This is a genomic window from Pseudomonas prosekii, assembly GCF_900105155.1.
Lineage (GTDB): Bacteria > Pseudomonadota > Gammaproteobacteria > Pseudomonadales > Pseudomonadaceae > Aquipseudomonas > Aquipseudomonas prosekii.
Map to the genome: position 1 here is coordinate 3,817,290 of NZ_LT629762.1, position 19,186 is coordinate 3,836,475.

Below are 19,186 nucleotides of genomic sequence, written 5' to 3' on the forward strand. Positions count from 1 at the left end.
ATCTGAATTAAGTTGCAAATCATTAACTTGAATGCAATTTAGGGGGTTGACAGAGGTGCTTAAGATTGTAGAATAGCGCGCCTCAGACACACGAACGCAGCGATGCGAACGGGTCGAAGAGAACGTTACAAAGCTTCAAATGTTGTAATTGAAATATGTAGTTCCGTGATAGCTCAGTCGGTAGAGCAAATGACTGTTAATCATTGGGTCCCAGGTTCGAGTCCTGGTCACGGAGCCAATTTCAAACCGGGGTATAGCGCAGTCCGGTAGCGCGCCTGCTTTGGGAGCAGGATGTCAGGAGTTCGAATCCCCTTACCCCGACCATTTTTGGGTCGTTAGCTCAGTTGGTAGAGCAGTTGGCTTTTAACCAATTGGTCGTAGGTTCGAATCCCACACGACCCACCATTTTTGAAACCAGTTAACGCTGGGATCAGATCTTAAGATCAGCGGCCAAAAGCCCTGATCGAAGAAGAAGGCGACTGAGAGGTCGCCTTTTTTTTACCGGGGTATAGCGCAGTCCGGTAGCGCGCCTGCTTTGGGAGCAGGATGTCAGGAGTTCGAATCCCCTTACCCCGACCATATTAAAAATCCTCGTATCGAAAGATACGGGGATTTTTTTTTGTCCTCAGGAAAGCGCCTTCAATCAGCGGCCAATAAAAAGCCCCGATTCTTCATGGAGAATCGGGGCTTGGCGGTTCGAGATCGGAGCTTTGAGGATCAGGCCTCGAGGATCAGACGCCGTCTTGATCTTTCAGGTGTTCGAATAGGCCTTTCGGCATTTTTTTGCCATTGGCTTCGAAGTTGGCTTTGACGTTGTCGTAAGCCTCTTGCTCGTCGATGAAGCCATCGTGGTTTTTGTCGATCTTGTCGAAGTCGGATTTTGGCGCGACAGCCTTGAACTCGGCGCGCGAGACCTTGCCGTCGCCATTGGTATCAGTCTTGGCCATCGAGGCGTCGCCGCATTTACCCTCGCCACACTTGCCTTCGGGGGTCTTCGCCGATTGCTCGGCTTTGCCTTCACCGCATTTACCTTCGCCACACTTGCCTTCAGGCGTTTTCACCACTTGCTCAGCCGAGGCCAGCAGGTAGCCCTGGGTGAGCGGCTGTGCAGCGAATACAGAGCCGGACAACATCATGCCGCCGGCCAGCACAGCGCCGAGCAGACCAATAGTATTGTTGGTGTGGGACATTTCAACTCTCCTGGGTTGCACGACACAACCGCTCGATAAAGGATGCCGCGTGAGTGCGGCGTGCCCCGCAGCAGGCAGTGCCTTGCTCGGGTGTGGCCATTTAGCCGGGCGGGTGTATCGCTACTGTGTCGCGCGAGGGGGAGTTTGTAAGCGAGAGGGATGAAACGGCGGGGAGATACAGTGAGACACAGATCTACAGGCTTGTGAGTCAAAAATGTGCGAGCGAGCTTGCTCGCGATGATGGACTGACATTCGACATATGTGCTGAATGTCAGACCGCTATCGCGAGCAGGCTCACTCCTGCAGGAGGATTTGTGAATTAGTGAAGTTTGAGACGCGGCTCGGTCCCGCGTCCGATCTTGCTGCCGAGCATCAGCATCGCCGTGCGAAACGCGCCATACAGCGCCATCTGGTGCATGCGATACAGCGACACGTAAAACATCCGCGCCAGCCAGCCTTCGAGCATCACGCTGCCGGTCAGGTTACCCATCAAGTTACCCACAGCGGAAAAACGCGACAGCGAGATCAGCGAGCCGTAGTCGGTGTATTTGTACTCCGGCAACGCCTTGCCTTCGATCCGCAGCTTCAGCGATTTGGCCAGCAACGAGGCCTGCTGATGCGCGGCTTGCGCACGCGGCGGCACATTGCGGTCGGTGCCCGGTTGCGGACATGCCGCGCAGTCGCCGAAAGCGAAAATGTTCTCGTCGCGGGTGGTTTGCAGCGTTGGCAGCACTTGCAGTTGATTGATCCGATTGGTTTCCAGGCCATCGATGTCCTTGAGGAAACCCGGCGCACGTATCCCCGCGGCCCAGACTTTCAGGCTGGCGTTGATCACCTTGCCGTCGGCGGTGATCAGGCTGTCCGCCGTCACTTCGCTGACCGCCGCGTTGGTCATCACATTGACCCCGAGTTTCTCCAGGGTTTTATGCACAGGCCCGCCAATGCGTTCCGGCAGGGCTGGCAACACGCGCGGCCCGGCTTCAATCAGAGTGATGTGCATGTTTTCCGGTTTGATTCGGTCCAGCCCATAAGCAGCCAGTTCGTGCGCGGCGTTGTGCAGTTCGGCGGCCAGTTCGACGCCCGTGGCGCCAGCGCCGACGATAGCGACGCTGATTTGCTCGACGGTATCCGTTTGCCCGGCATGGGCGCGCAGATAGTGATTGAGCAATTGCTGATGGAAACGCTCGGCCTGTTTGCGCGTATCAAGGAACAGGCAATGCTGCGCCGCGCCTTCAGTGCCGAAATCGTTGGTGGTGCTGCCGACCGCGATCACCAGCGAGTCGTAACCGAGCTCGCGGGCCGGCACCAGCTCTACGCCGGCTTCGTCATAAGTGGCGGCCAGCTGGATTTTCTTCGCGGCGCGATCAAGCCCGCTCATGCGCCCCAGCTGAAACTCGAAGTGGTTCCATTTGGCTTGGGCAACATAATTGAGTTCGTCTTCGGAAGAGTTCAGCGATCCGGCGGCCACTTCGTGCAACAGCGGTTTCCAGATGTGCGTCAGGTTCGCGTCGACCAGCATCACGCTGGCGGTGCCGCGCTTGCCCAGAGTCTTACCCAGACGGGTAGCCAACTCCAGACCGCCGGCGCCGCCGCCGACGATAATAATACGATGAGTCATGGGGATATCTCGCAAGGCTAAAAGAAATCGGTGCGGTTACCCAAGCGAGCGCGAGGCAGCTCATAGCGTCAGATAACCGATAAGGCGGCTCAACAGGCCCAAACCAATGGTCACTGCCAGCACCAGCACAAGGAGCATCCACGGCCGGAATGGCCGGCGCTCGACTCGGTGCTGGGACAAGTGCAGGTACTCTTCGACATGCTTCTGGTCGTCTGGTTTCAGGCGGCTGGTCATATTGGGCCTCGTCAGGAGTAGACGTTGCTGAATGTGTAGAAGCTACAGGCGGATTTAACGAACATTGAACGGAGCATAGCCGCTCTCGGGAATCGGCTCGACGCTGACCGTATCGTCCAGTCGAATGATTCCACTTTGTAACACCCGAGCGGTGATTCCGCCATGTCCGCGAACGGCCTGGAAAGTCCCCGGCCCGAGGTTGTTTTGCAGGCGCGCGCACGGTTGGCACCAGCCAGTGGTTTCGAAAATCGCCTGGCCAATCCTGAAGCGCCGACCCTTGAGGCTGAACAGGTTGATACCGCTGATGACGAGGTTGCGGCGCAAATCTTCAGGCAAGACCGGATTATCCTCGGCGCGGCCCATCAACGAGCTGATCACCGCCAGGTGTTCCCACTGAATCAACGTCACTTGCCGCGCATTGCGCACGCCGGGGCGCGCACGGTCGCCGGTCAATCCGGCCTCTAGCCGCGCCTCCACGGCGTCCAGCTCGATCATCGGTGCATGGCGCTCGGGGCGCACGCCGATCCAGCGCACGCGGCCGGTCTGCGGCACTTCGGCGATCAATTCTTGCAGGGGTGAGTTCACAGGCTGATCCCGACGTCAAAAACGATGCTGCGCCCGAGGTTGCTGCGCAGGAAATCCGGCGCATCCGGGTGCGCGAACAGCACGCGGGCGAAGGTTGGCCCGACCAGTGACAGCGAGCGCCAGCCCTGGCGCAGGTACTCGGTGGGCGGCGGAAAGTGGCTGTTGAGGTCGAGCACTTCGCGCTTGAGGCTGGCGAAGGCAATGATGTCCAGCTCGCCGAGGTCCATTCCGCGTTCTTTGTAGTTGTGGGCTTTTTTGCGCAAGGTCGGCGCCAGTCTCAGGAGGAATTCATTGGCCGGGATCCGCCGTGGCTTGGCTTCACGCCGCACCAGCGAACTCAGGGAAAACGCGCTGCGCCGCCGCTGCAATTCGTCGCGCCATTCGTCGTTGAGGCGCCGACCTTCGTCGAGCACGAAGAACACCTCGAAACTGGCGTCGCGAAACAGCACGTCCGGCGGCTCGCCGGCAGGGGCGAATTCATCAGCGCGATAAGGAATGTTCAGGCCTTGCAGCAGGCGTTGGCAGACCCAACGCTCACGCTCCCATTTGCGGGCATTGGACAGGAACGCGTTGGCTTGCTCGGCCGCGATGGTCAGCAGGCGTAAGTAATCTGAGTCATCCATAGGCCCAAGCTTAGCGTTCAAATGCGACAAGCAGAAAGCTTTGCTTGGAGTGGAGCGACTTTTGCACCGGTGTATGCTGGCGGGGAGCCGTAGCTATCAAGGAGAGAGTCGTGGTGTTCGAGGGGACGTTGTCATGATCGGTGCCGAGGTGTTGTCGCCGCAGAGCCTGACGCTCGGTTGGCTGATTTACCTGCCCGTGGTGATCTGGGCGATCTGCCGTGCGCCGTGGGTCGAGCTGTTCACTGACCGGCGTCGCCAGCATTTGCTGTTCGGCACGGTGTTCGCGCTGTTCATGTTGTGGCTGGTGCGGCGCGATTTTGATACCGGCGTGTCGTACCACTTTATCGGCATGACCGCGGTGACCTTGCTGCTCGACTGGCCGCTGGCGATCGTCGGCGGCCTGGTCGCGCAAGCGGGGCTGGTGTTGCTCGGTCGCCAGGATCTGGACGCCGCCGGAGTGAACGGCGCGTTGTTCATTCTGCTGCCGGTGCTGGTCACCGAATGCTGCGCGATTCTGGTCGAGCGCGCGCAACCGCGAAATCCCTTTGTGTATATCTTCGTTTCCGGATTTTTTGCGGCAGCGCTGTCGGCGTTGCTCTGCCTGCTGCTGGCGCTGACGTTGCTGTGGTGGGATGAACTGTTCGCCATGCCATATTGGCTGGAGGATTTTATCGGTTACCTGTGGCTGATCATTTTCCCCGAGGCGTTTATCAACGGCATGATCATCAGCGCGCTGGTGGTGTTCAGCCCGGAATGGCTGGAGACGTTCAATCGCACCCGTTACCTTTCGGCGCCGTGGAACGACGACGATCCCAAGTCTTGATCCACATCAAACCCGCCAACCGCTGACGATTCCATGCTTCGGGAAATCTTCAGGAGCATCGCCATGAGTGTCTACGAATGGGCAAGGCAAGAGTTGCGTCACAGTCTGGAGGCGGCGCAGGAGGTCGGGTTTGATCCGGGGTTGAGCCTGCGCGCCTTGCTCAGCGCGGTGGTGCAGCAGAGCAAGACGGTGCGCAGTGTCGAGGATCTGGCGGACGAGTTGCAGTTTCTCGCCGAGAACCTCGATGACACTCAGGACTACGGTTTCATGCGGCCCTGATTTTTTCAGTGAAGACGCGAATCAGTGACGCGGTTCGAAGTCTTCGCTGAACAGATCGTCTTCGGCGTCCGGGCTGACCGGGATCTTGTGTTCTTCCGAGGCCCAGGCGCCGAGGTCGATCAGTTTGCAGCGGTCCGAGCAGAACGGCCGGAATTCATTGTCGGTTTTCCATTCGACGGGTGCACCGCAAGTCGGGCATTCGACGGTTGAGATTGGGCTCATGACTGGCCTCCACGCAAAGTAAGGTAAAAGTGATGCAGGCGTTCGACCTCGCTGTGCAGCCAGGCGAGGTCGCGGTCGTTGACCACCACGTCGTCGGCATGGCTCACGCGATCTTCGCGGCTGGACTGGGCCTTGAGAATCGCCTGGACCTGTTGCTCGCTGGTCTGGTCACGCTGCAGGGTGCGTTCGATCTGTAGTTGTTGCGGCGCATCGATCACCAGCACGCGTTGGGTCATGGCGTACTGCCCGGACTCGATCAACAGCGGCGACACCAGAATCGCGTAAGGCGATTGTGCCTTGGCCAGGTGCGCGACGATTTCCTCGGCGATCAGCGGATGCAGCAACGCTTCGAGCCAGCGGCGTTCCTCCGGCACTTCGAAGATCAGTTTGCGCAACGCGCCGCGATCCAGTTGGCCATCGGCTTGCAACACGCCGGGGCCGAAGTGCTCGACGATCCTCGCCAGCGCCGGACGCCCCGGCTCCACCACCCAGCGCGCCGCATGATCGGCGTCGACCACGTGCACGCCGAGGTCGATGAAGTGCTGCGCTGCGGCACTTTTGCCGCTACCGATGCCGCCGGTGAGGCCGAGAATCCAGGGTTTTTCCACAGGGGTATTCATTGCAAACCGACAAACTGCCAATAGAAGCCGGTTATTTGACCACCCCAGAGCAATGCAATCCAGCCGGCAATCGCCAGGAACGGCCCAAACGGGATCGGCGTCGAGGTTTTTGCGTCGCGCAAGCGCAGCAGAATCACCCCGATAATCGCGCCGACCAGCGATGACAACAGAATCGTCAGCGGCAAAATCTGCCAGCCGCCCCACGCCCCGAGCAGCGCCAGCAGCTTGAAATCACCATGACCGATGCCGTCCTTGCCGGTGATCAACTTGAATAACCAGAACACCGACCACAGCAACAGATAACCCGCCACCGCGCCCCACACCGCGTCGAGCAGTGGCACCAGCAGTTCGAAGCTGTTGACGATCAGCCCCAGCCACAACAACGGCAGCACCAGCACATCGGGCAACAGTTGATGCTCGGCGTCGATCAGGCTCATCGCCAGCAACCCCCAGGTCAGCAACAGCAGCATGGCCGCCGACCAGCCGAAACCGAAATGCCACGCGACGAACGCCGAAAGCGCACCGCAGGCCAGTTCGGTCAGTGGATACCGCTTGCTGATCGGCGCCGCGCAATTGGAACAGCGCCCGCGCAACAGCAGGTAACTCAGCAGCGGGATATTTTCCCAGGCGCGAATCGGCTGGGCGCAGTGCGGGCATTGCGAGTGCGGCAGCAGCAGGTTGTACGTCGGCAGCGGCGTCTCGGTCGGCAGACCCAACACGTCGCGGGCCTGTACGCGCCATTCGCGCTCGAGCATTTTCGGCAGGCGCCAGACCAGCACGTTGAGGAAACTGCCGACCAGCAGCCCGAGCACCAGCGCGGTGATGACGAAGGCCAGCGGATACAGGCTCAGGTATTCATTCAGGGGCATGTCAGATCGCAGAGCCAAGTTGGAAAATAGGCAGGTACATCGCCACGACGAGGCCGCCGACGACCACGCCAAGCACCACCATGATGAACGGCTCCATCAGGCTGGTGAGGTTGTCGACCATATTGTCGACGTCGTCCTCGTAGAAACTCGCGACCTTGTCGAGCATATCGTCGAGCGCGCCGGACTCCTCGCCGATCGCCGCCATCTGAATCGCCATGTTCGGGAACACCCCCGAGGTGCGCATGGCGAAATTCAGCTGCATGCCGGTCGACACGTCTTGGCGGATGCGCAGCACCGCGCGCTTGAACACGACATTGCCGGTGGCGCCGGCCACGGATTCCAGCGCATCGACCAGCGGCACCCCGGCGGCGAACGTGGTCGAGAGCGTGCGCGCGTAACGGGCGACGGCGGACTTGTAGGTCAGCGCGCCGACCAGCGGCAGTTTCAGCAGCCAGATGTCGAGTTTGTCGCGAAAGGCTTGCGACTTTTTGAAGGCACGGCGCAAACCGAAAATCGCCGCGACCAGTGCGCCGAGCATCATCCACCAATATTTCTGCATGAATTCCGAAAGGCTGATCACCATCAGCGTGAAGCCCGGCAACTCGGCGCCGAACCCGGCGAATACCGTTTTGAATTGCGGCACCACTTTCACCAGCAGAATCCCGGTAACGATCATCGCGACAAACACCACGGCCAGCGGATAGGTCATGGCTTTCTTGATTTTGGCTTTGAGCTTTTCGCTCTTCTCCTTATAGGTCGCCACCCGGTCCAGCAAGGTATCGAGGGCACCGGCCTGTTCGCCGGCATCGACGAGGTTGCAGTACAGCTCATCGAAATACTGCGGCTTCTTGCGCAACGACGCGGCGAAACTGTTACCCGCCGCGACTTCCTGTTTGACCTCGTCCACCAGTTTGCGCATGGCCGGGTTATCGAAGCCTTCGCCGATGATGTCGAACGACTGCAGCAGCGGCACGCCGGCCTTCATCATCGTCGTCATTTGCCGGGTGAACAGGGAAATGTCCTGGGCCTTGATGCGCTTGCCGAGGTTGAAAATCGACACGCTTTTCTTGCGCACCTTGCCGGGGTTGATGCCTTGCTTGCGCAACTGTGCCTTGATCAGCGCCGGGTTCTGACCGCTGAGCTCGCCGGTCATCTTCGTGCCTTTCTTGTCCGTGCCTTCCCAGGCATACACGCTGATTTTTGCTGCCTTGACCGCCATGTTCAATCCTTGGTGACCCGGTTGATTTCTTCAAGGCTGGTGATGCCTTGCATGGCCTTGAGCAAACCCGAGGTACGCAGATCGTTGAAGCCGTCCTTGCGCATCTGGATCTCGATTTCCAGTGAGTTGCCCTCGGCCATGATCAGCCGTTGCAGGTCCGGCGTGTTCTTCACCACTTCATAAATCCCGATCCGCCCTTTGTAGCCGTGGTTGCAGTGATCGCAACCGACGGGCTCATAGATCGTGAATGTGCCGATGCGTTCCTCGGGGAAGCCCTCCTTGACCAGCGCTTCGCGGGGGATGTCGATCGGCTTCTTGCAGTGGCTGCACAATTTGCGCGCCAGGCGCTGGGCGATGATCAGGCTGACCGAGGTGGCGATGTTGAAACCGGGGATGCCCATGTTGTGCAGGCGCGTCAGGGTTTCCGCGGCGCTGTTGGTGTGCAGCGTCGACAGCACCAAGTGCCCGGTCTGCGCGGCTTTGATCGCAATTTCTGCGGTTTCGAGGTCGCGGATCTCGCCGACCATGATCACGTCCGGATCCTGGCGCAGGAACGAGCGCAAGGCCTGGGCGAAATCCAGCCCTTGCTTGGGATTGACGTTGACCTGGTTGATGCCTTCCATGTTGATCTCCACCGGGTCTTCGGCGGTGGAAATGTTGATGTCGACGGTGTTGAGAATATTCAGCCCAGTGTACAGCGACACGGTCTTGCCCGAGCCGGTGGGGCCGGTGACCAGGATCATCCCTTGCGGTTGTTTCAGCGCGGCCATGAACAGGGTTTTCTGGTCCGGTTCATAACCGAGGGCGTCGATGCCCATCTGTGCGCTCGACGGGTCGAGGATCCGGATCACCACTTTCTCGCCCCACAAGGTCGGCAAGGTGTTGACCCGGAAGTCGATGGATTTGCTTTTCGACAAGCGCATCTTGATCCGCCCGTCCTGCGGGCGCCGACGTTCGGAGATGTCCAGACTGGCCATGACCTTGAGCCGCGCGGCGATGCGCCCGGCCAGTTGAATCGGCGGTTTGGCGACTTCGCGCAGGATGCCGTCGGTGCGCATGCGTACCCGGTAATTCTTTTCGTAAGGTTCGAAGTGCAAGTCGGACGAGCCGCTTTTGATCGCGTCCAGCAGCATCTTGTGGACGAAACGCACCACCGGCGCATCGTCGGCGTCCTGCCCGGCAATCGAGTCCTGGTGTTTGTCGTCGACCGATTCGACGTCGAGGCCATCGAGGTCAACGTCGGCCATTTCCTCGAGGCCGCTGGTGTGGCTGTCGAAGAACTTCTCGATGGCGTCGCTGAGCTTGTCGTCCTCGACCAGAATCGCTTCGGTGCTCAGGCCGGTGCTGAACTGGATGTCGTTGATCGCCTGATGGTTGGTCGGGTCGGAAATCCCCACGAACAATTTATTGCCGCGCCGCCAGAGGGGCAGGGCATGGTGCTGGCGCACCAGTTTCTCGCTGACCAGGCCTTTGGGCTGGGTTTCCTTGTCGAGGCAATTAAGGTCGAGCAGGGCCATGCCGAAATGCTCCGAGGCAATCTCCGCGACCTGACGACTGCGCACCAGTTTGTTTTGCACCAGGTAGCTGACCAGCGAGATGCGATTGCGTTGGGCCTGCAGATACGCCTGTTGCGCGCTTTTGTCAGTGAGCAGTTCGGCCAGCACCAATTGCTTGGCCAGGCCGCTGAGGGCGATGTCGTTCATTGGGATTCCGGACGCAGACAGTTCATGACTTATAGCCTAGTCAACGGAATGAACCAAACCAGCGGCTTGGAGGTGACAAAAAGTGTCAGATAGTGCGGTTACAAGGTGTAGGAAACGTCGCGGCCATAACCTCGCGCCCTGTGGGCAGGGCGCGCGGGGCTTGGCATGGAGCATGCTGGGGCTATGTCAGATCATGAGATTCCGACTCATGCATGGAGCTTGTCTATGAATAACCAAAAAGGTTTTACCCTGATCGAGCTGCTGATCGTGGTGGCGATCATCGGGATTCTGGCGACATTTGCGATTCCGCAGTATTCGAAGTATCAGGCTCGGGCCAAAGTGACGGCGGGTATTGCTGAAGTGTCGGCGCTCAAAGTGCCTTACGAAGATGTCATCAACGCGGGTTCCGCAGATCCGACGCTGACAAACGTTAATGCTGGTGTAGCCGCGACGCAGAACTGCACCCTTTCAATGACGGGTACGGTTGCAGCAGGTACTGGCACGATCGTTTGCACATTGGTTAATGCGCCGGCTCCGGTATTGGGCAAGACGATTACCCTGAGTCGAAGTGCAACGGCCGGCTGGACCTGTGCGACTACCGCCGCCAAGGACTACTCGACTACTAGCTGCCCAGGCGTCTAAACCTGATGGTGTAATCAATACCCCGCCGTGACTGGCGGGGTATTTTTTTGTGCTGATTTTTCGATTCCGACCTTATAGAAGAAAACCCCGACAATTCATGGCCTTAGGCCTGCGTCAAAGCCTGCAACTTGCATGTCGATAATCACCACCTCATGCAATTTGCATGATTCCGAAATTCACAAAAATTTATAACTCATTGTTTTTTAAGGATTTATTGCCTGTCTCAAAGTTGGCACAGCGTTCGCAATATATCCAGTAACCCTGCTGAAGAGACTCTCAGCAGACTTTATAGAAAAACAGGAGTTACTCGTATGAAGAAGTTCGCTATTGCTACTGCTACCGCGCTGACCCTGACCATGGCTGGTGCAGCTTTTGCACAAACCACTACTACCCAAGCCCCGATGACTCTGGCGGCTGGTGAAGTGACACAAGCCAAAGAAGCAACTTCCGATACCTGGATCACCACCAAAGTCAAAGCTGATCTGGTAACCGAGAAAGGCATTCCTGGTTCCGACATCAAAGTCGAAACCAACAAAGGTGTTGTGTCCCTGTCGTCGACCGTCGCTGTGACTGAATCGCAGAAAGACGTTGCAGTTGCCATCACCAAGAAAATCAAAGGCGTCAAAGCGGTATCCGCTGACGGCCTGAAAGCCGAGTAAGGCAAGACTTCTCGCCTGAACCGGGAGAAGGGTGCGGCAGACGGGCCGGGTAATACGTCTGCCACCTCTGAAGTGTTCATGCGAAAGGCCACAAGGACGTGGTCATTACAGGCCTCCGCCATTCGTGACGGGGGCCTGTTCTATTGTGGGCGCTGCAAAAACATCTGTGGCGCTGCAAAACCTCTGTAGGAGCGAGGCTTGCCCGCGAAGGGGCCGGCACATCCAAAACCTGGTTGACTGACAGATTGCCTTCGCGGGCAAGCCTCGCTCCTACAGGTATCGCGTTCCTACAGTGGGGATGTGTTGCCGTTGTAACGGGGGATTCAGTTACCGCGCTTGCTGTTGATCTGCCGGAGCCGATTGCCTTCGAAGCGCAGGTATTGGTACATCCCGCCGTTCGGTCCGTAGGTCCACTCCTCGACCTGAAACTCTTCCCGGCGGTTGGCGCTGCGCTTGTAGCCCAGCAAGTCGCGGCTGACCGGTTCGCCGCACTTCTGCAGCACTTCGCTGGAGCGGTCGCCGACGCTGATCAACTGGCTGCCACAGCGCAGCGTATCAGCCGCCGCAGCCTGACTGGCTAGCAACGCCAGCGCCAGACTCAGCGCCGGTCCCATCAGCCATCGCGCGCTCATCATTCGGCGTCCAAATGCATGGGCGTGATCACCCGGCCATCGCTTTCCGCCTGACCGAGTTGCGCGTCGATAAAGTACACACGTTCGTCAGCCAATTGCGCTTTCTCGACCAGGAAATCCTTGATGCTGCTGGCACGTTCCTGACCCAACTGGCGCAACAGCACTTCGCTGCCGCTCCAGAACTTGATCACTTCGGCGCGCATTTTCGTCGTACGTTCTTCCTTGCCCAAATCCTTCCATTCCGCCGGCGGCTGAGTCTTCAGGCGCGTGCGGTAAATGCCTTCCAGCAACGGCGCTTTCTCGGCGTCCGGTACTTCCAGCAGCGAAGCTTGAGCCGGGACTTTATCGCCGCGACGCTGGAGCATCTTGTAATAGTTGTATTGGTATTCGCGTTCCAGGCGTTGCTCGGCGAGCAATGGGCCGTCGCTGTTTTGCGCGGCGGTGCCTTCGATCTCCAGGCGCAGCGCCGGACGTTCCTTGAGCGCGCTGGCGAGTTTGACCAGCGAGGCCTCGGCGTCCTTGCTCAATTCGCTCGAACCCGGCGCAAACGAAACAGTGCCGAGGTCTTGCGAACCGCCGCCGCTGATCAATCCGCCAATCATCTTGAACGGCGCCGCAGCAGCCTTGACGAGCAGGTTGCGCAGGGTCTGCCAGACAATCGGCATCACGCTGAACTGCGGATTGTTGAGGTCGCCGGTCACCGGCAATTCGATGGAAATCTTGCCGTCGACATCCTTGAGCAACGCGATTGCCAGTTTCAGCGGCAGGCTCACGGCGTCCGGGCTGTCGACTTTTTCGCCGAGTTGCAGTTGTTCGACCACTACTTTGTTTTCAGCCTTCAACTGACCTTTGGTGATCAGGTAATGCAGGTCGAGATTGAGTCGCCCCTTGCGGATGCGGTAACCGGCGAACTTGCCGGAGTAGGGCGTCAGCGTCGTCAGTTCGACCCGTTTGAAACTGGTCGCGATGTCGAGGCTGGCCATCGGGTCGAACGGGTTGACCGCCCCTTTGATGGTGACCGGCGCGTAGCGGTCGACCTTGCCTTTGATGTCGACCGTGGCCGGTTTCCCCTGGCGGCTGTCGATGGTGCCGATCGCACCGTTGAGCTGCTGCACCGCCGTGGCAAAGTTCGGCGTCAGGCTGAAGTCGGCGAAGTTCGCCGAGCCGTCATTGATCGCCACGCCGCCCACGCGAATCGCCAGCGCTTTGTCCTTGCCCGCCGCCGGTTTCGCTGCAGCGGTTTTGCCCGCGGAATCGGCCGGTTGCGGCACCAGCAAATCGTCGACGTTGGTGGTGCGGTCGTCGTTGATCATGAAGCGCACGTAGGGTTGAAACAGGTTGACCTTGTCGATCGACAGGCTGTCGCCGTGTTGATAATTCAGGCCTTCGAGCACCAACTGCTGCCATTTCAGGAAGTCGCGGGTTTTCAGGGTGTCGAGCGTGTGCAATTGATCGACCTGGGCACGGCCGGTCACGCTGAACGCCAGCGGCTCGGTGCTTTTCAGATCGACCGCGAGGTCACTGCCGAGCATGCCGCTGCGCAGTTCCAGGCGAATGAACGGGGTGATGTAGGACTGCGCGACGCGCAGGTCGATGTCTTTGGTCTGCACATTCAGCTTAGCGCTGACCGGCGCGAGATTGACCTGGCCGTCTGCGGTGATCTTGCCTTGCTTGCCGACGCCGGTGTCGAGCTTGAGCTTGAAAGGCGAGCCGTTGAGGCTGTCGAAATTTTGCAGGTCGAGGTTCAGCGGGCCGACTTCCAACGGCACCGGCGGCTGCGCCTTGCGGTCCTCCAGATGCACCTGATAATTGCGCAGTTGCACATCTTTGAGCAGCACTTGCCACGGTTTGCTCGGCGCGGCGGCGGCTGGCGGTGGTGAATCGGCAGCGGCCGGGGCGTTGGCGGGTTCAGCCTTGGCTTTGGCGGCGGCTTTCGACGGCTGGCTGGCGAACAGTTTCTGCCAGTCGAGTTGGCCATCGGCTTCCAGCGCTGCCCAGGTTTCGAGTTTGTTGCTGCGGATCTTGCCGACCACCACTTGTTGCTTGGCCAGATCGATGCTGGTGTCGCTGACGTCGAGGCGTTCCAGACGCACCAGCGGCCGACCGTCCGGGGCATTGATGGCGAACGGCGCAACGCTGACCGCAACGTTGTTCAGTTGCAGCTCGGTTTCCTTGGCGAGGTTGAGCTTGTAGTCAGTGCTCAGGTTCAGCACGCCGTTTTCCAGGGCCAGCGGCAGCGCATCGCGCACATATGGCCACCAGACTTTCATCTGCCCGTCGGTGACTTTCAACTTACCTTCGGAAGCAATCGGGATCAGGCTGAAATTGCCGGTCCAGTCGATTTGCCCACCTTCCGGCCCCGCCGCGACCAGGGTCATGTCGGCGTTGTCGTCGGGCAGGGTGCTGAGGTTTTTCAGCTCGAAATCGAGTTTGTCGTAGAGGAATTCGATCGGCTCGCTCGGGCGCGCGTCCTGAAAATGCACGTAGCCGCCGGCCAGTCTGATGCGCTCGACACGTAGCGGGAACGGCTTGGCATTCGGGTCGGCGGGCGTTGGTTCGCTGGCGGGGATTTTGAACAGGCCCAGCAGATTGAGCTTGCCGTCCTTGCCGAAGAGGATTTCCGTTTTGGGTTTGTCCAGTTCGATGTCGGAGAGGTGCAGCGCTTTGGTCCAGAGACTGTCGAGTTGCAGGTTGGCGTATAGCCGTTCGAAGCCGACCTGCTCCTTGCCCGGTTCGCCGATGATCAGGCCCCACAAGGTCACTTCAAGGCTGAACGGATTGAGTTCGATCCGCTGAATATGCGCAGGGGTCGTCGCGTAATTGGCCAACTGCTGGTTGGCGATGCGCAGGGCAATGCCCGGCAAAATCAGAAATCCCAGCAGGCTGTAGAGGGCCAGCGCAGTCAACAGGGCGCCGAGAGCGCGAATCAATCCTTTGGGCATGTGCGGCTTCATATGTCTGATCGGAGTGCCTTGGAGTATGGCACGCGATTTCGGTTCCGAAGTGATCGCCGTTGCGCAGGATTGTTCAGCCGGTTGCGTAGGAATACGGACGCGCGGTTCAGAGTTGCAGAATCAGCGTCTTCAGCGGTGGCTGCTGATCCAGCGACGGGAAGTCCGCGCCCGGGGTCATCACCGACCATTCACGCACCGGACGCCCAGCCTTCTCGGCGCAACGCAGCACCTGTTCGCGCCAGTCATCCATGCTGACTTTCGCCAGATTGTTGCAGCAGATCAGCACGCCATTGTCAGCAGTGGTCAGCAGCGCAGGCTTGAGCAGGCTCTGATAGTCGCGCAGCAGGTCGACGGTGCCGAACGCGCTCTTGGCCCAGGCCGGCGGGTCTAACAGCACCAGATCGTACTGACGCTGTTCCAGACGTTCGTAGCTCGGCAGTTTGTGCCCGCGCCGCTGGCTGATCGGCAGGCCGGCCAGTTGGCGGATCGCCGGGAAGTAATCGGATTGAATAAATTGCATGGCCGGCAGCTGCGGATTGAGCAGACCGTTTTCGCGACCGACCGCGAGGTTACCTTCGGCAAAGTCGAGGTTGCACACTTCGCTGGCGCCACCGGCCGCTGCACTCAGGCCGACGCCGCAGGTGTAGGCGAACAGGTTGAGCACGCTTTTGTTGTGGCTGTGCTGTTTGACCCAGCCGCGGGTGTTGCGCAAGTCGAGGAACAGCAGCGGATCTTGCCCGGCGTGACGCCCGCGGACCCGATAGTTGAGGCCCCATTCGTGGCCGATCAGGTCTTGCAGCGCGGCGTCGTCGGCGCGGTACACGGTGTCTTCGCGGTCGATGCGCGAATTGCCCCGCGAGCGGTCGTTGTAGACCAGCAGGGTTTCGAAGCCCAAGTGTTGATTGATTGTTTGGTGGATGTGCAGCAGCGCGTCACGTTCCAGCGCCTGGTGGAAACTTTGCACCAGCAATTGCGGGCCGTAGCGGTCGATGGTCAGGCCGCCGGCGCCTTCCTGGCTGCCATGAAACAGGCGATAGCAGTCGGTGCCTTGCTGATGCAGTTCGGCCAGCAGGTCCTGGCGATGATCGAGGGCGGCGCGCAGCGCCTGATTCAAGGAAGACATGCTGGGCGCCTTGCAGGATGAAGTAATTTGGCGCGGGAGTTTAACACTGTGGTGAGGGGGCTTGCCCCCGTTCCAGTGCGCAGCACTGGCAGATTTCAGTAACACCGCAGATTTTGTGGCCGCTTTGCAGCCCAACGGGGGCAAGCCCCCTCGCCACAAGGTTATCGGTCAGTTCAGCAACCCCATGCGCCGCTTCGCTCGTTGCACCGAACCGTTGCGCATGGCCCAGCGCAGCATTGGCGCGCTGCGTTTGACGCTGGCGCGGATCAACTGGCGTTGCAGCGGGTTCTGATGCACGCCGAGCATATCGCTCGCCCAATCCGGCAGCAGGTCGATGCCGGCCTGCATCATCATCCCGCCAAACGGCTTGGCCATGCGGCTGGGCGCGGGCGCGTTCAGGAGCAAGCGCAACACCTCGCGACTGCGGGCGTCGCACAACAATTGTGGGCGAATACGTTGCAGATAATCGGCGATTGCCTGCCGGCTCTTCGGCACATTGCGCGCACCGAGGCGCTCGGCGATCACGGCGATTTCCGCGTAATAACGATCCTGGTCCGCCAGTGACAGCTGCGGATTGCGGTAACGCAAATGCGCGCCGAGAAAGTTGCTGACCTCGGCCACGTGCACCCACGTCAGCAAGTCCGGATCGCTCGCCGCGTACGGGCGGCCATCCGCCGCGGTGCCGGTCACTTGCAGGTGAATGGTGCGCACTTTCTCGATCAGCCAGTCGGCGTCCCTGCGTGAACCAAAAGTAGTCCCGGCGATGAACTGACTGGTGCGCCGCAAGCGCCCGAGCATGTCCTGGCGAAAATTCGAGTGATCCCAAACCCCGGCCAACGCCAATGGATGCAGGGCTTGCAGCATCAGCGCAGTGATCCCGCCGATGAGCATGCTGGTGAAATCGCCATGCACCTGCCAACTCACCGAATCGGGGCCGAACAGTCCGGGATCGCCCTTGGGGTTTTCCAGATCAAGTTTGCCCAGCGACAACCCGGTCAGGCTCATTAGCTGGTTTTCGATGCGTGTACGAATGAATTCCATGGCAACTCAGTGGCGAAAAAAAGGCGCGGCCAGCAGTGGCCGCGCAGACTTTTTGAAACAAGCGATTTACTGGTTCAGGCGTTTCTCGACCAAATCCGCTACCACGCCTGGATCGGCCAGGGTCGAGGTATCGCCCAGGCTGTCCAGTTCGTTGCAGGCAATTTTGCGCAGAATCCGCCGCATGATCTTGCCCGAACGGGTTTTCGGCAAGGCCGGCGCCCATTGAATCAGGTCCGGTTTGGCGAAGCTGCCGATTTCCTTGCTGACGTGCGCCAACAGTTCTTTCTTCAGTTCGTCATTGGGATCGGTGCCGTTCATGGGCGTGACGAAGGCATAAATGCCCTGGCCCTTGAGGTCGTGCGGGTAACCGACCACGGCGGCCTCGGCGATGCTGTCGTGCAGCACCAGCGCGCTTTCCACTTCGGCGGTGCCGATGCGGTGCCCGGAAACGTTGATCACGTCGTCGATGCGCCCGGTGATCCAGTAATCGCCGTCCTCGTCGCGGCGGGCGCCGTCGCCGGTGAAGTAATAACCGGGATAGGGTTTGAAGTAGGTTTCGACCATGCGTTGCGGGTCGCCATAAACGCTGCGGATCTGCGCTGGCCAGCTCGATTTGATTGCCAGTACACCGGCGCCGGGGCCTTGGATTTCCTTGCCGACTTCATCGAGCAACACCGGTTGCACGCCGAACATCGGTTGGGTCGCGCAGCCCGGTTTGATTCTTTGGGCGCTGACCAATGGGCTGAGCATGATGCCGCCGGTTTCGGTCTGCCACCAGGTGTCGACGATTGGGCAACGCTGTTCGCCGACCGCATTGAAGTACCAATCCCACGCTTCCGGGTTGATTGGCTCACCGACGCTGCCGAGTAATCTGAGGCTCTGGCGCGAAGTTTCCTTCAGCGGTTCGGCGCCTTCGCGCATCAGCGAGCGCAGGGCGGTGGGCGCGGTGTAGAAGATGTTGACGTGATGTTTGTCGATCACTTGCCAGAAACGCGAGCTGCTCGGATAGCTCGGCACGCCTTCGAAAATCAGCGTGGTCGCGCCGTTGGCCAGCGGGCCGTAGACGATGTAACTGTGGCCGGTGACCCAGCCGACGTCGGCGGTGCACCAGAACACTTCGCCGTCGCGGTAATCGAGCACGTATTTGAAGGTCATCGCCGCTTGCAGCAGATAGCCGCCGGTGGTGTGCAACACGCCTTTGGGTTTGCCGGTGCTGCCGGAGGTGTAGAGGATGAACAGCGGGTCTTCGGCGTCCATCGGTTCGGGCGGGCAATCGTCGCTGACGTCGCGCAGGGCCTGGTGATACCAGATGTCGCGGCCATCGACCCAGGCGACTTCGCCCTGCGTGTGCTCGACGACGATCACTGTGCTGACATTCGGGCAACTCAGCAGCGCTTGGTCGACCTTGTCCTTGAGCGGCACGAACTTGCCGCCACGCACGCCGGCATCGGCGGTGATCACGGTGCGGCAATCGGCGTCGAGAATGCGGTCACGCACCGAGTCCGGGGAAAAACCGCCGAACACCACCGAATGCACTGCGCCAATGCGCGTACACGCGAGCATGGCGTAGGCGGCTTCGGCGATCATCGGCATGTAAATGCACACGCGATCGCCTTTCTTCACGCCACGGCTTTTCAGCACGTTGGCCAGGCGACAGACGTGATGGTGGAGTTTTTTGTAGGTGATCAGCGCGGATTCGGCGGGGTCATCGCCTTCCCAGATGATTGCGACTTGGTCGCCGCGTTCGGCGAGGTGGCGGTCGATGCAGTTGTAACTGACGTTGAGCTTGCCACCGGCGAACCAGCTGGCTTCGCCGGTTTTCAGGTTATAGCGCTGGACGGTTTGCCACGGCGTGCTCCAGTCGAGGAACCGGGTGGCCTGTTCGGCCCAGAAGGTGCTGGGGTGTTCGATGGATTGTCGGTACAGGCGCTGGTAGTCGTCCTGACTCAATTGTGCAGCCCGGCGCACGGCATCGGCTTTGGGGAACGTGCTGATATCGAACATGACGGTTCCTTATTCTTGTTTTGCGACAAGGATAAAGATGCGCCGAGTGAAGAAAGGGATCAAGAGCGCCGACAAACGAGCCTTGTAGGAGCAAAGCTTGCTCGCGATGGCGTCAGGTCAGCCAACATTAATGCTGAATGACCCAC

The 19,186-nt window shown here is 59.6% G+C and carries 19 protein-coding genes and 4 tRNA genes; 8 read left to right on the forward strand and 15 right to left on the reverse strand.

All coding sequences use genetic code 11. The annotated features are described in order from the left end of the window. Window positions 1–162 precede the first annotated feature (162 nt). From BLU01_RS17335 to BLU01_RS17350, 4 genes are all read left to right on the forward strand, one after another. A tRNA-Asn gene (locus BLU01_RS17335) sits at window positions 163–238 on the forward strand. Window positions 239–247: 9 nt separating this feature from the next. After that, window positions 248–324, forward strand: a tRNA-Pro gene (locus BLU01_RS17340). A gap of 5 nt (window positions 325–329) precedes the next feature. Then, window positions 330–405, forward strand: a tRNA-Lys gene (locus tag BLU01_RS17345). A gap of 97 nt (window positions 406–502) precedes the next feature. Continuing rightward, window positions 503–579: transfer RNA gene (locus BLU01_RS17350), tRNA-Pro, on the forward strand. Between the two features lie 152 nt (window positions 580–731). Here BLU01_RS17350 and BLU01_RS17355 read toward each other — a convergent pair. The 5 genes from BLU01_RS17355 to BLU01_RS17375 form a co-directional block, all read right to left on the reverse strand. Then, window positions 732–1,190, reverse strand: a complete 459-nt coding sequence (locus tag BLU01_RS17355; RefSeq protein ID WP_092277864.1) for an HvfA family oxazolone/thioamide-modified RiPP metallophore — start codon at window positions 1,188–1,190, stop codon at window positions 732–734. Window positions 1,191–1,509: 319 nt separating this feature from the next. After that, window positions 1,510–2,808 (reverse strand): NAD(P)/FAD-dependent oxidoreductase, encoded by a 1,299-nt coding sequence (locus BLU01_RS17360; protein ID WP_092277866.1) that lies wholly within the window; start codon window positions 2,806–2,808, stop codon window positions 1,510–1,512. 60 nt (window positions 2,809–2,868) lie between these two features. After that, a complete protein-coding gene (locus BLU01_RS17365; protein ID WP_092277868.1) occupies window positions 2,869–3,042 on the reverse strand; it encodes a DUF3094 family protein in 174 nt (57 codons plus the stop codon). Between the two features lie 54 nt (window positions 3,043–3,096). Continuing rightward, a complete protein-coding gene (locus BLU01_RS17370) occupies window positions 3,097–3,627 on the reverse strand; it encodes an MOSC domain-containing protein (protein WP_092277870.1) in 531 nt (176 codons plus the stop codon). Continuing rightward, the gene (locus tag BLU01_RS17375; protein WP_008154887.1) at window positions 3,624–4,250 is read right to left on the reverse strand and encodes a DUF1780 domain-containing protein; all 627 of its coding nucleotides are present in this window, start codon (window positions 4,248–4,250) and stop codon (window positions 3,624–3,626) included. The genes BLU01_RS17370 and BLU01_RS17375 overlap by 4 nt, the downstream gene beginning before the upstream one ends. Before the next feature lie 133 nt (window positions 4,251–4,383). On the opposite strand from BLU01_RS17375, the gene BLU01_RS17380 reads away from it, so the two are divergent. Further along, entirely contained in the window at window positions 4,384–5,073 is a 690-nt protein-coding gene (locus BLU01_RS17380) for an energy-coupling factor ABC transporter permease (RefSeq protein WP_092277873.1), read from the forward strand. A gap of 63 nt (window positions 5,074–5,136) precedes the next feature. Next, entirely contained in the window at window positions 5,137–5,352 is a 216-nt protein-coding gene (locus tag BLU01_RS17385) for a hypothetical protein (protein WP_092277875.1), read from the forward strand. 21 nt (window positions 5,353–5,373) lie between these two features. On the opposite strand, the gene yacG is transcribed toward BLU01_RS17385, so the two are convergent. From yacG to pilB, 5 genes are read right to left on the reverse strand one after another with little or no spacing between them, the layout of a single operon-like run. After that, window positions 5,374–5,574 (reverse strand): DNA gyrase inhibitor YacG, encoded by a 201-nt coding sequence (gene yacG, locus BLU01_RS17390; protein ID WP_092277877.1) that lies wholly within the window; start codon window positions 5,572–5,574, stop codon window positions 5,374–5,376. Beyond that, window positions 5,571–6,194: a dephospho-CoA kinase gene (gene coaE / locus BLU01_RS17395; RefSeq protein ID WP_092277879.1), complete on the reverse strand. Its 624-nt coding sequence runs from the start codon at window positions 6,192–6,194 to the stop codon at window positions 5,571–5,573. Before coaE ends, yacG begins: the two co-directional genes overlap by 4 nt. Beyond that, entirely contained in the window at window positions 6,191–7,063 is an 873-nt protein-coding gene (locus BLU01_RS17400; RefSeq protein WP_092277881.1) for a prepilin peptidase, read from the reverse strand. Before BLU01_RS17400 ends, coaE begins: the two co-directional genes overlap by 4 nt. Window position 7,064: 1 nt before the next feature. Further along, complete coding sequence (locus BLU01_RS17405) at window positions 7,065–8,282, reverse strand: type II secretion system F family protein (RefSeq protein ID WP_092277883.1); 1,218 nt, start codon at window positions 8,280–8,282, stop codon at window positions 7,065–7,067. 2 nt (window positions 8,283–8,284) lie between these two features. After that, window positions 8,285–9,985 carry a type IV-A pilus assembly ATPase PilB gene (gene pilB / locus BLU01_RS17410; protein ID WP_092277885.1) on the reverse strand — a complete coding sequence of 567 codons (1,701 nt, stop codon included), beginning with the start codon at window positions 9,983–9,985 and terminating at the stop codon, window positions 8,285–8,287. Between the two features lie 225 nt (window positions 9,986–10,210). Between pilB and BLU01_RS17415 the strand changes: the two genes are divergently transcribed. Together BLU01_RS17415 and BLU01_RS17420 are read left to right on the forward strand one after the other, a co-directional pair. Further along, window positions 10,211–10,627: a pilin gene (locus BLU01_RS17415; RefSeq protein ID WP_092277887.1), complete on the forward strand. Its 417-nt coding sequence runs from the start codon at window positions 10,211–10,213 to the stop codon at window positions 10,625–10,627. Window positions 10,628–10,938: 311 nt separating this feature from the next. Continuing rightward, the gene (locus BLU01_RS17420; RefSeq protein WP_092277889.1) at window positions 10,939–11,286 is read left to right on the forward strand and encodes a BON domain-containing protein; all 348 of its coding nucleotides are present in this window, start codon (window positions 10,939–10,941) and stop codon (window positions 11,284–11,286) included. Between the two features lie 323 nt (window positions 11,287–11,609). On the opposite strand, the gene BLU01_RS17425 is transcribed toward BLU01_RS17420, so the two are convergent. The 5 genes from BLU01_RS17425 to acs form a co-directional block, all read right to left on the reverse strand. After that, window positions 11,610–11,918, reverse strand: coding sequence for a DUF2845 domain-containing protein (locus BLU01_RS17425; protein ID WP_092277891.1), 309 nt, complete (start codon window positions 11,916–11,918; stop codon window positions 11,610–11,612). Next, the gene (locus BLU01_RS17430) at window positions 11,918–14,872 is read right to left on the reverse strand and encodes a DUF748 domain-containing protein (protein WP_092277893.1); all 2,955 of its coding nucleotides are present in this window, start codon (window positions 14,870–14,872) and stop codon (window positions 11,918–11,920) included. The genes BLU01_RS17425 and BLU01_RS17430 overlap by 1 nt, the downstream gene beginning before the upstream one ends. A 106-nt stretch (window positions 14,873–14,978) precedes the next feature. After that, entirely contained in the window at window positions 14,979–15,995 is a 1,017-nt protein-coding gene (locus tag BLU01_RS17435; RefSeq protein ID WP_092277895.1) for a class I SAM-dependent rRNA methyltransferase, read from the reverse strand. Window positions 15,996–16,163: 168 nt separating this feature from the next. Further along, complete coding sequence (locus BLU01_RS17440) at window positions 16,164–17,036, reverse strand: oxygenase MpaB family protein (protein ID WP_092277897.1); 873 nt, start codon at window positions 17,034–17,036, stop codon at window positions 16,164–16,166. Window positions 17,037–17,102: 66 nt separating this feature from the next. Continuing rightward, window positions 17,103–19,040 (reverse strand): acetate--CoA ligase, encoded by a 1,938-nt coding sequence (acs, locus tag BLU01_RS17445; RefSeq protein ID WP_092277899.1) that lies wholly within the window; start codon window positions 19,038–19,040, stop codon window positions 17,103–17,105. Between the last annotated feature and the right edge of the window lie 146 nt (window positions 19,041–19,186).

Coding starts and splice junctions, on each gene's coding strand:
- BLU01_RS17415 (WP_092277887.1), top strand. CDS start 10,211: ATGAATAACCAAAAAGGTTTTACCCTGATCGAGCTGCTGATCGTGGTG.
- BLU01_RS17430 (WP_092277893.1), bottom strand. CDS start 14,872: ATGAAGCCGCACATGCCCAAAGGATTGATTCGCGCTCTCGGCGCCCTG.
- coaE (WP_092277879.1), bottom strand. CDS start 6,194: ATGAATACCCCTGTGGAAAAACCCTGGATTCTCGGCCTCACCGGCGGC.
- BLU01_RS17420 (WP_092277889.1), top strand. CDS start 10,939: ATGAAGAAGTTCGCTATTGCTACTGCTACCGCGCTGACCCTGACCATG.
- BLU01_RS17380 (WP_092277873.1), top strand. CDS start 4,384: ATGATCGGTGCCGAGGTGTTGTCGCCGCAGAGCCTGACGCTCGGTTGG.
- BLU01_RS17385 (WP_092277875.1), top strand. CDS start 5,137: ATGAGTGTCTACGAATGGGCAAGGCAAGAGTTGCGTCACAGTCTGGAG.
- BLU01_RS17435 (WP_092277895.1), bottom strand. CDS start 15,995: ATGTCTTCCTTGAATCAGGCGCTGCGCGCCGCCCTCGATCATCGCCAG.
- pilB (WP_092277885.1), bottom strand. CDS start 9,985: ATGAACGACATCGCCCTCAGCGGCCTGGCCAAGCAATTGGTGCTGGCC.
- BLU01_RS17425 (WP_092277891.1), bottom strand. CDS start 11,918: ATGAGCGCGCGATGGCTGATGGGACCGGCGCTGAGTCTGGCGCTGGCG.
- BLU01_RS17400 (WP_092277881.1), bottom strand. CDS start 7,063: ATGCCCCTGAATGAATACCTGAGCCTGTATCCGCTGGCCTTCGTCATC.
- BLU01_RS17360 (WP_092277866.1), bottom strand. CDS start 2,808: ATGACTCATCGTATTATTATCGTCGGCGGCGGCGCCGGCGGTCTGGAG.
- BLU01_RS17355 (WP_092277864.1), bottom strand. CDS start 1,190: ATGTCCCACACCAACAATACTATTGGTCTGCTCGGCGCTGTGCTGGCC.
- BLU01_RS17365 (WP_092277868.1), bottom strand. CDS start 3,042: ATGACCAGCCGCCTGAAACCAGACGACCAGAAGCATGTCGAAGAGTAC.
- BLU01_RS17375 (WP_008154887.1), bottom strand. CDS start 4,250: ATGGATGACTCAGATTACTTACGCCTGCTGACCATCGCGGCCGAGCAA.
- yacG (WP_092277877.1), bottom strand. CDS start 5,574: ATGAGCCCAATCTCAACCGTCGAATGCCCGACTTGCGGTGCACCCGTC.
- acs (WP_092277899.1), bottom strand. CDS start 19,040: ATGTTCGATATCAGCACGTTCCCCAAAGCCGATGCCGTGCGCCGGGCT.
- BLU01_RS17405 (WP_092277883.1), bottom strand. CDS start 8,282: ATGGCGGTCAAGGCAGCAAAAATCAGCGTGTATGCCTGGGAAGGCACG.
- BLU01_RS17440 (WP_092277897.1), bottom strand. CDS start 17,036: ATGGAATTCATTCGTACACGCATCGAAAACCAGCTAATGAGCCTGACC.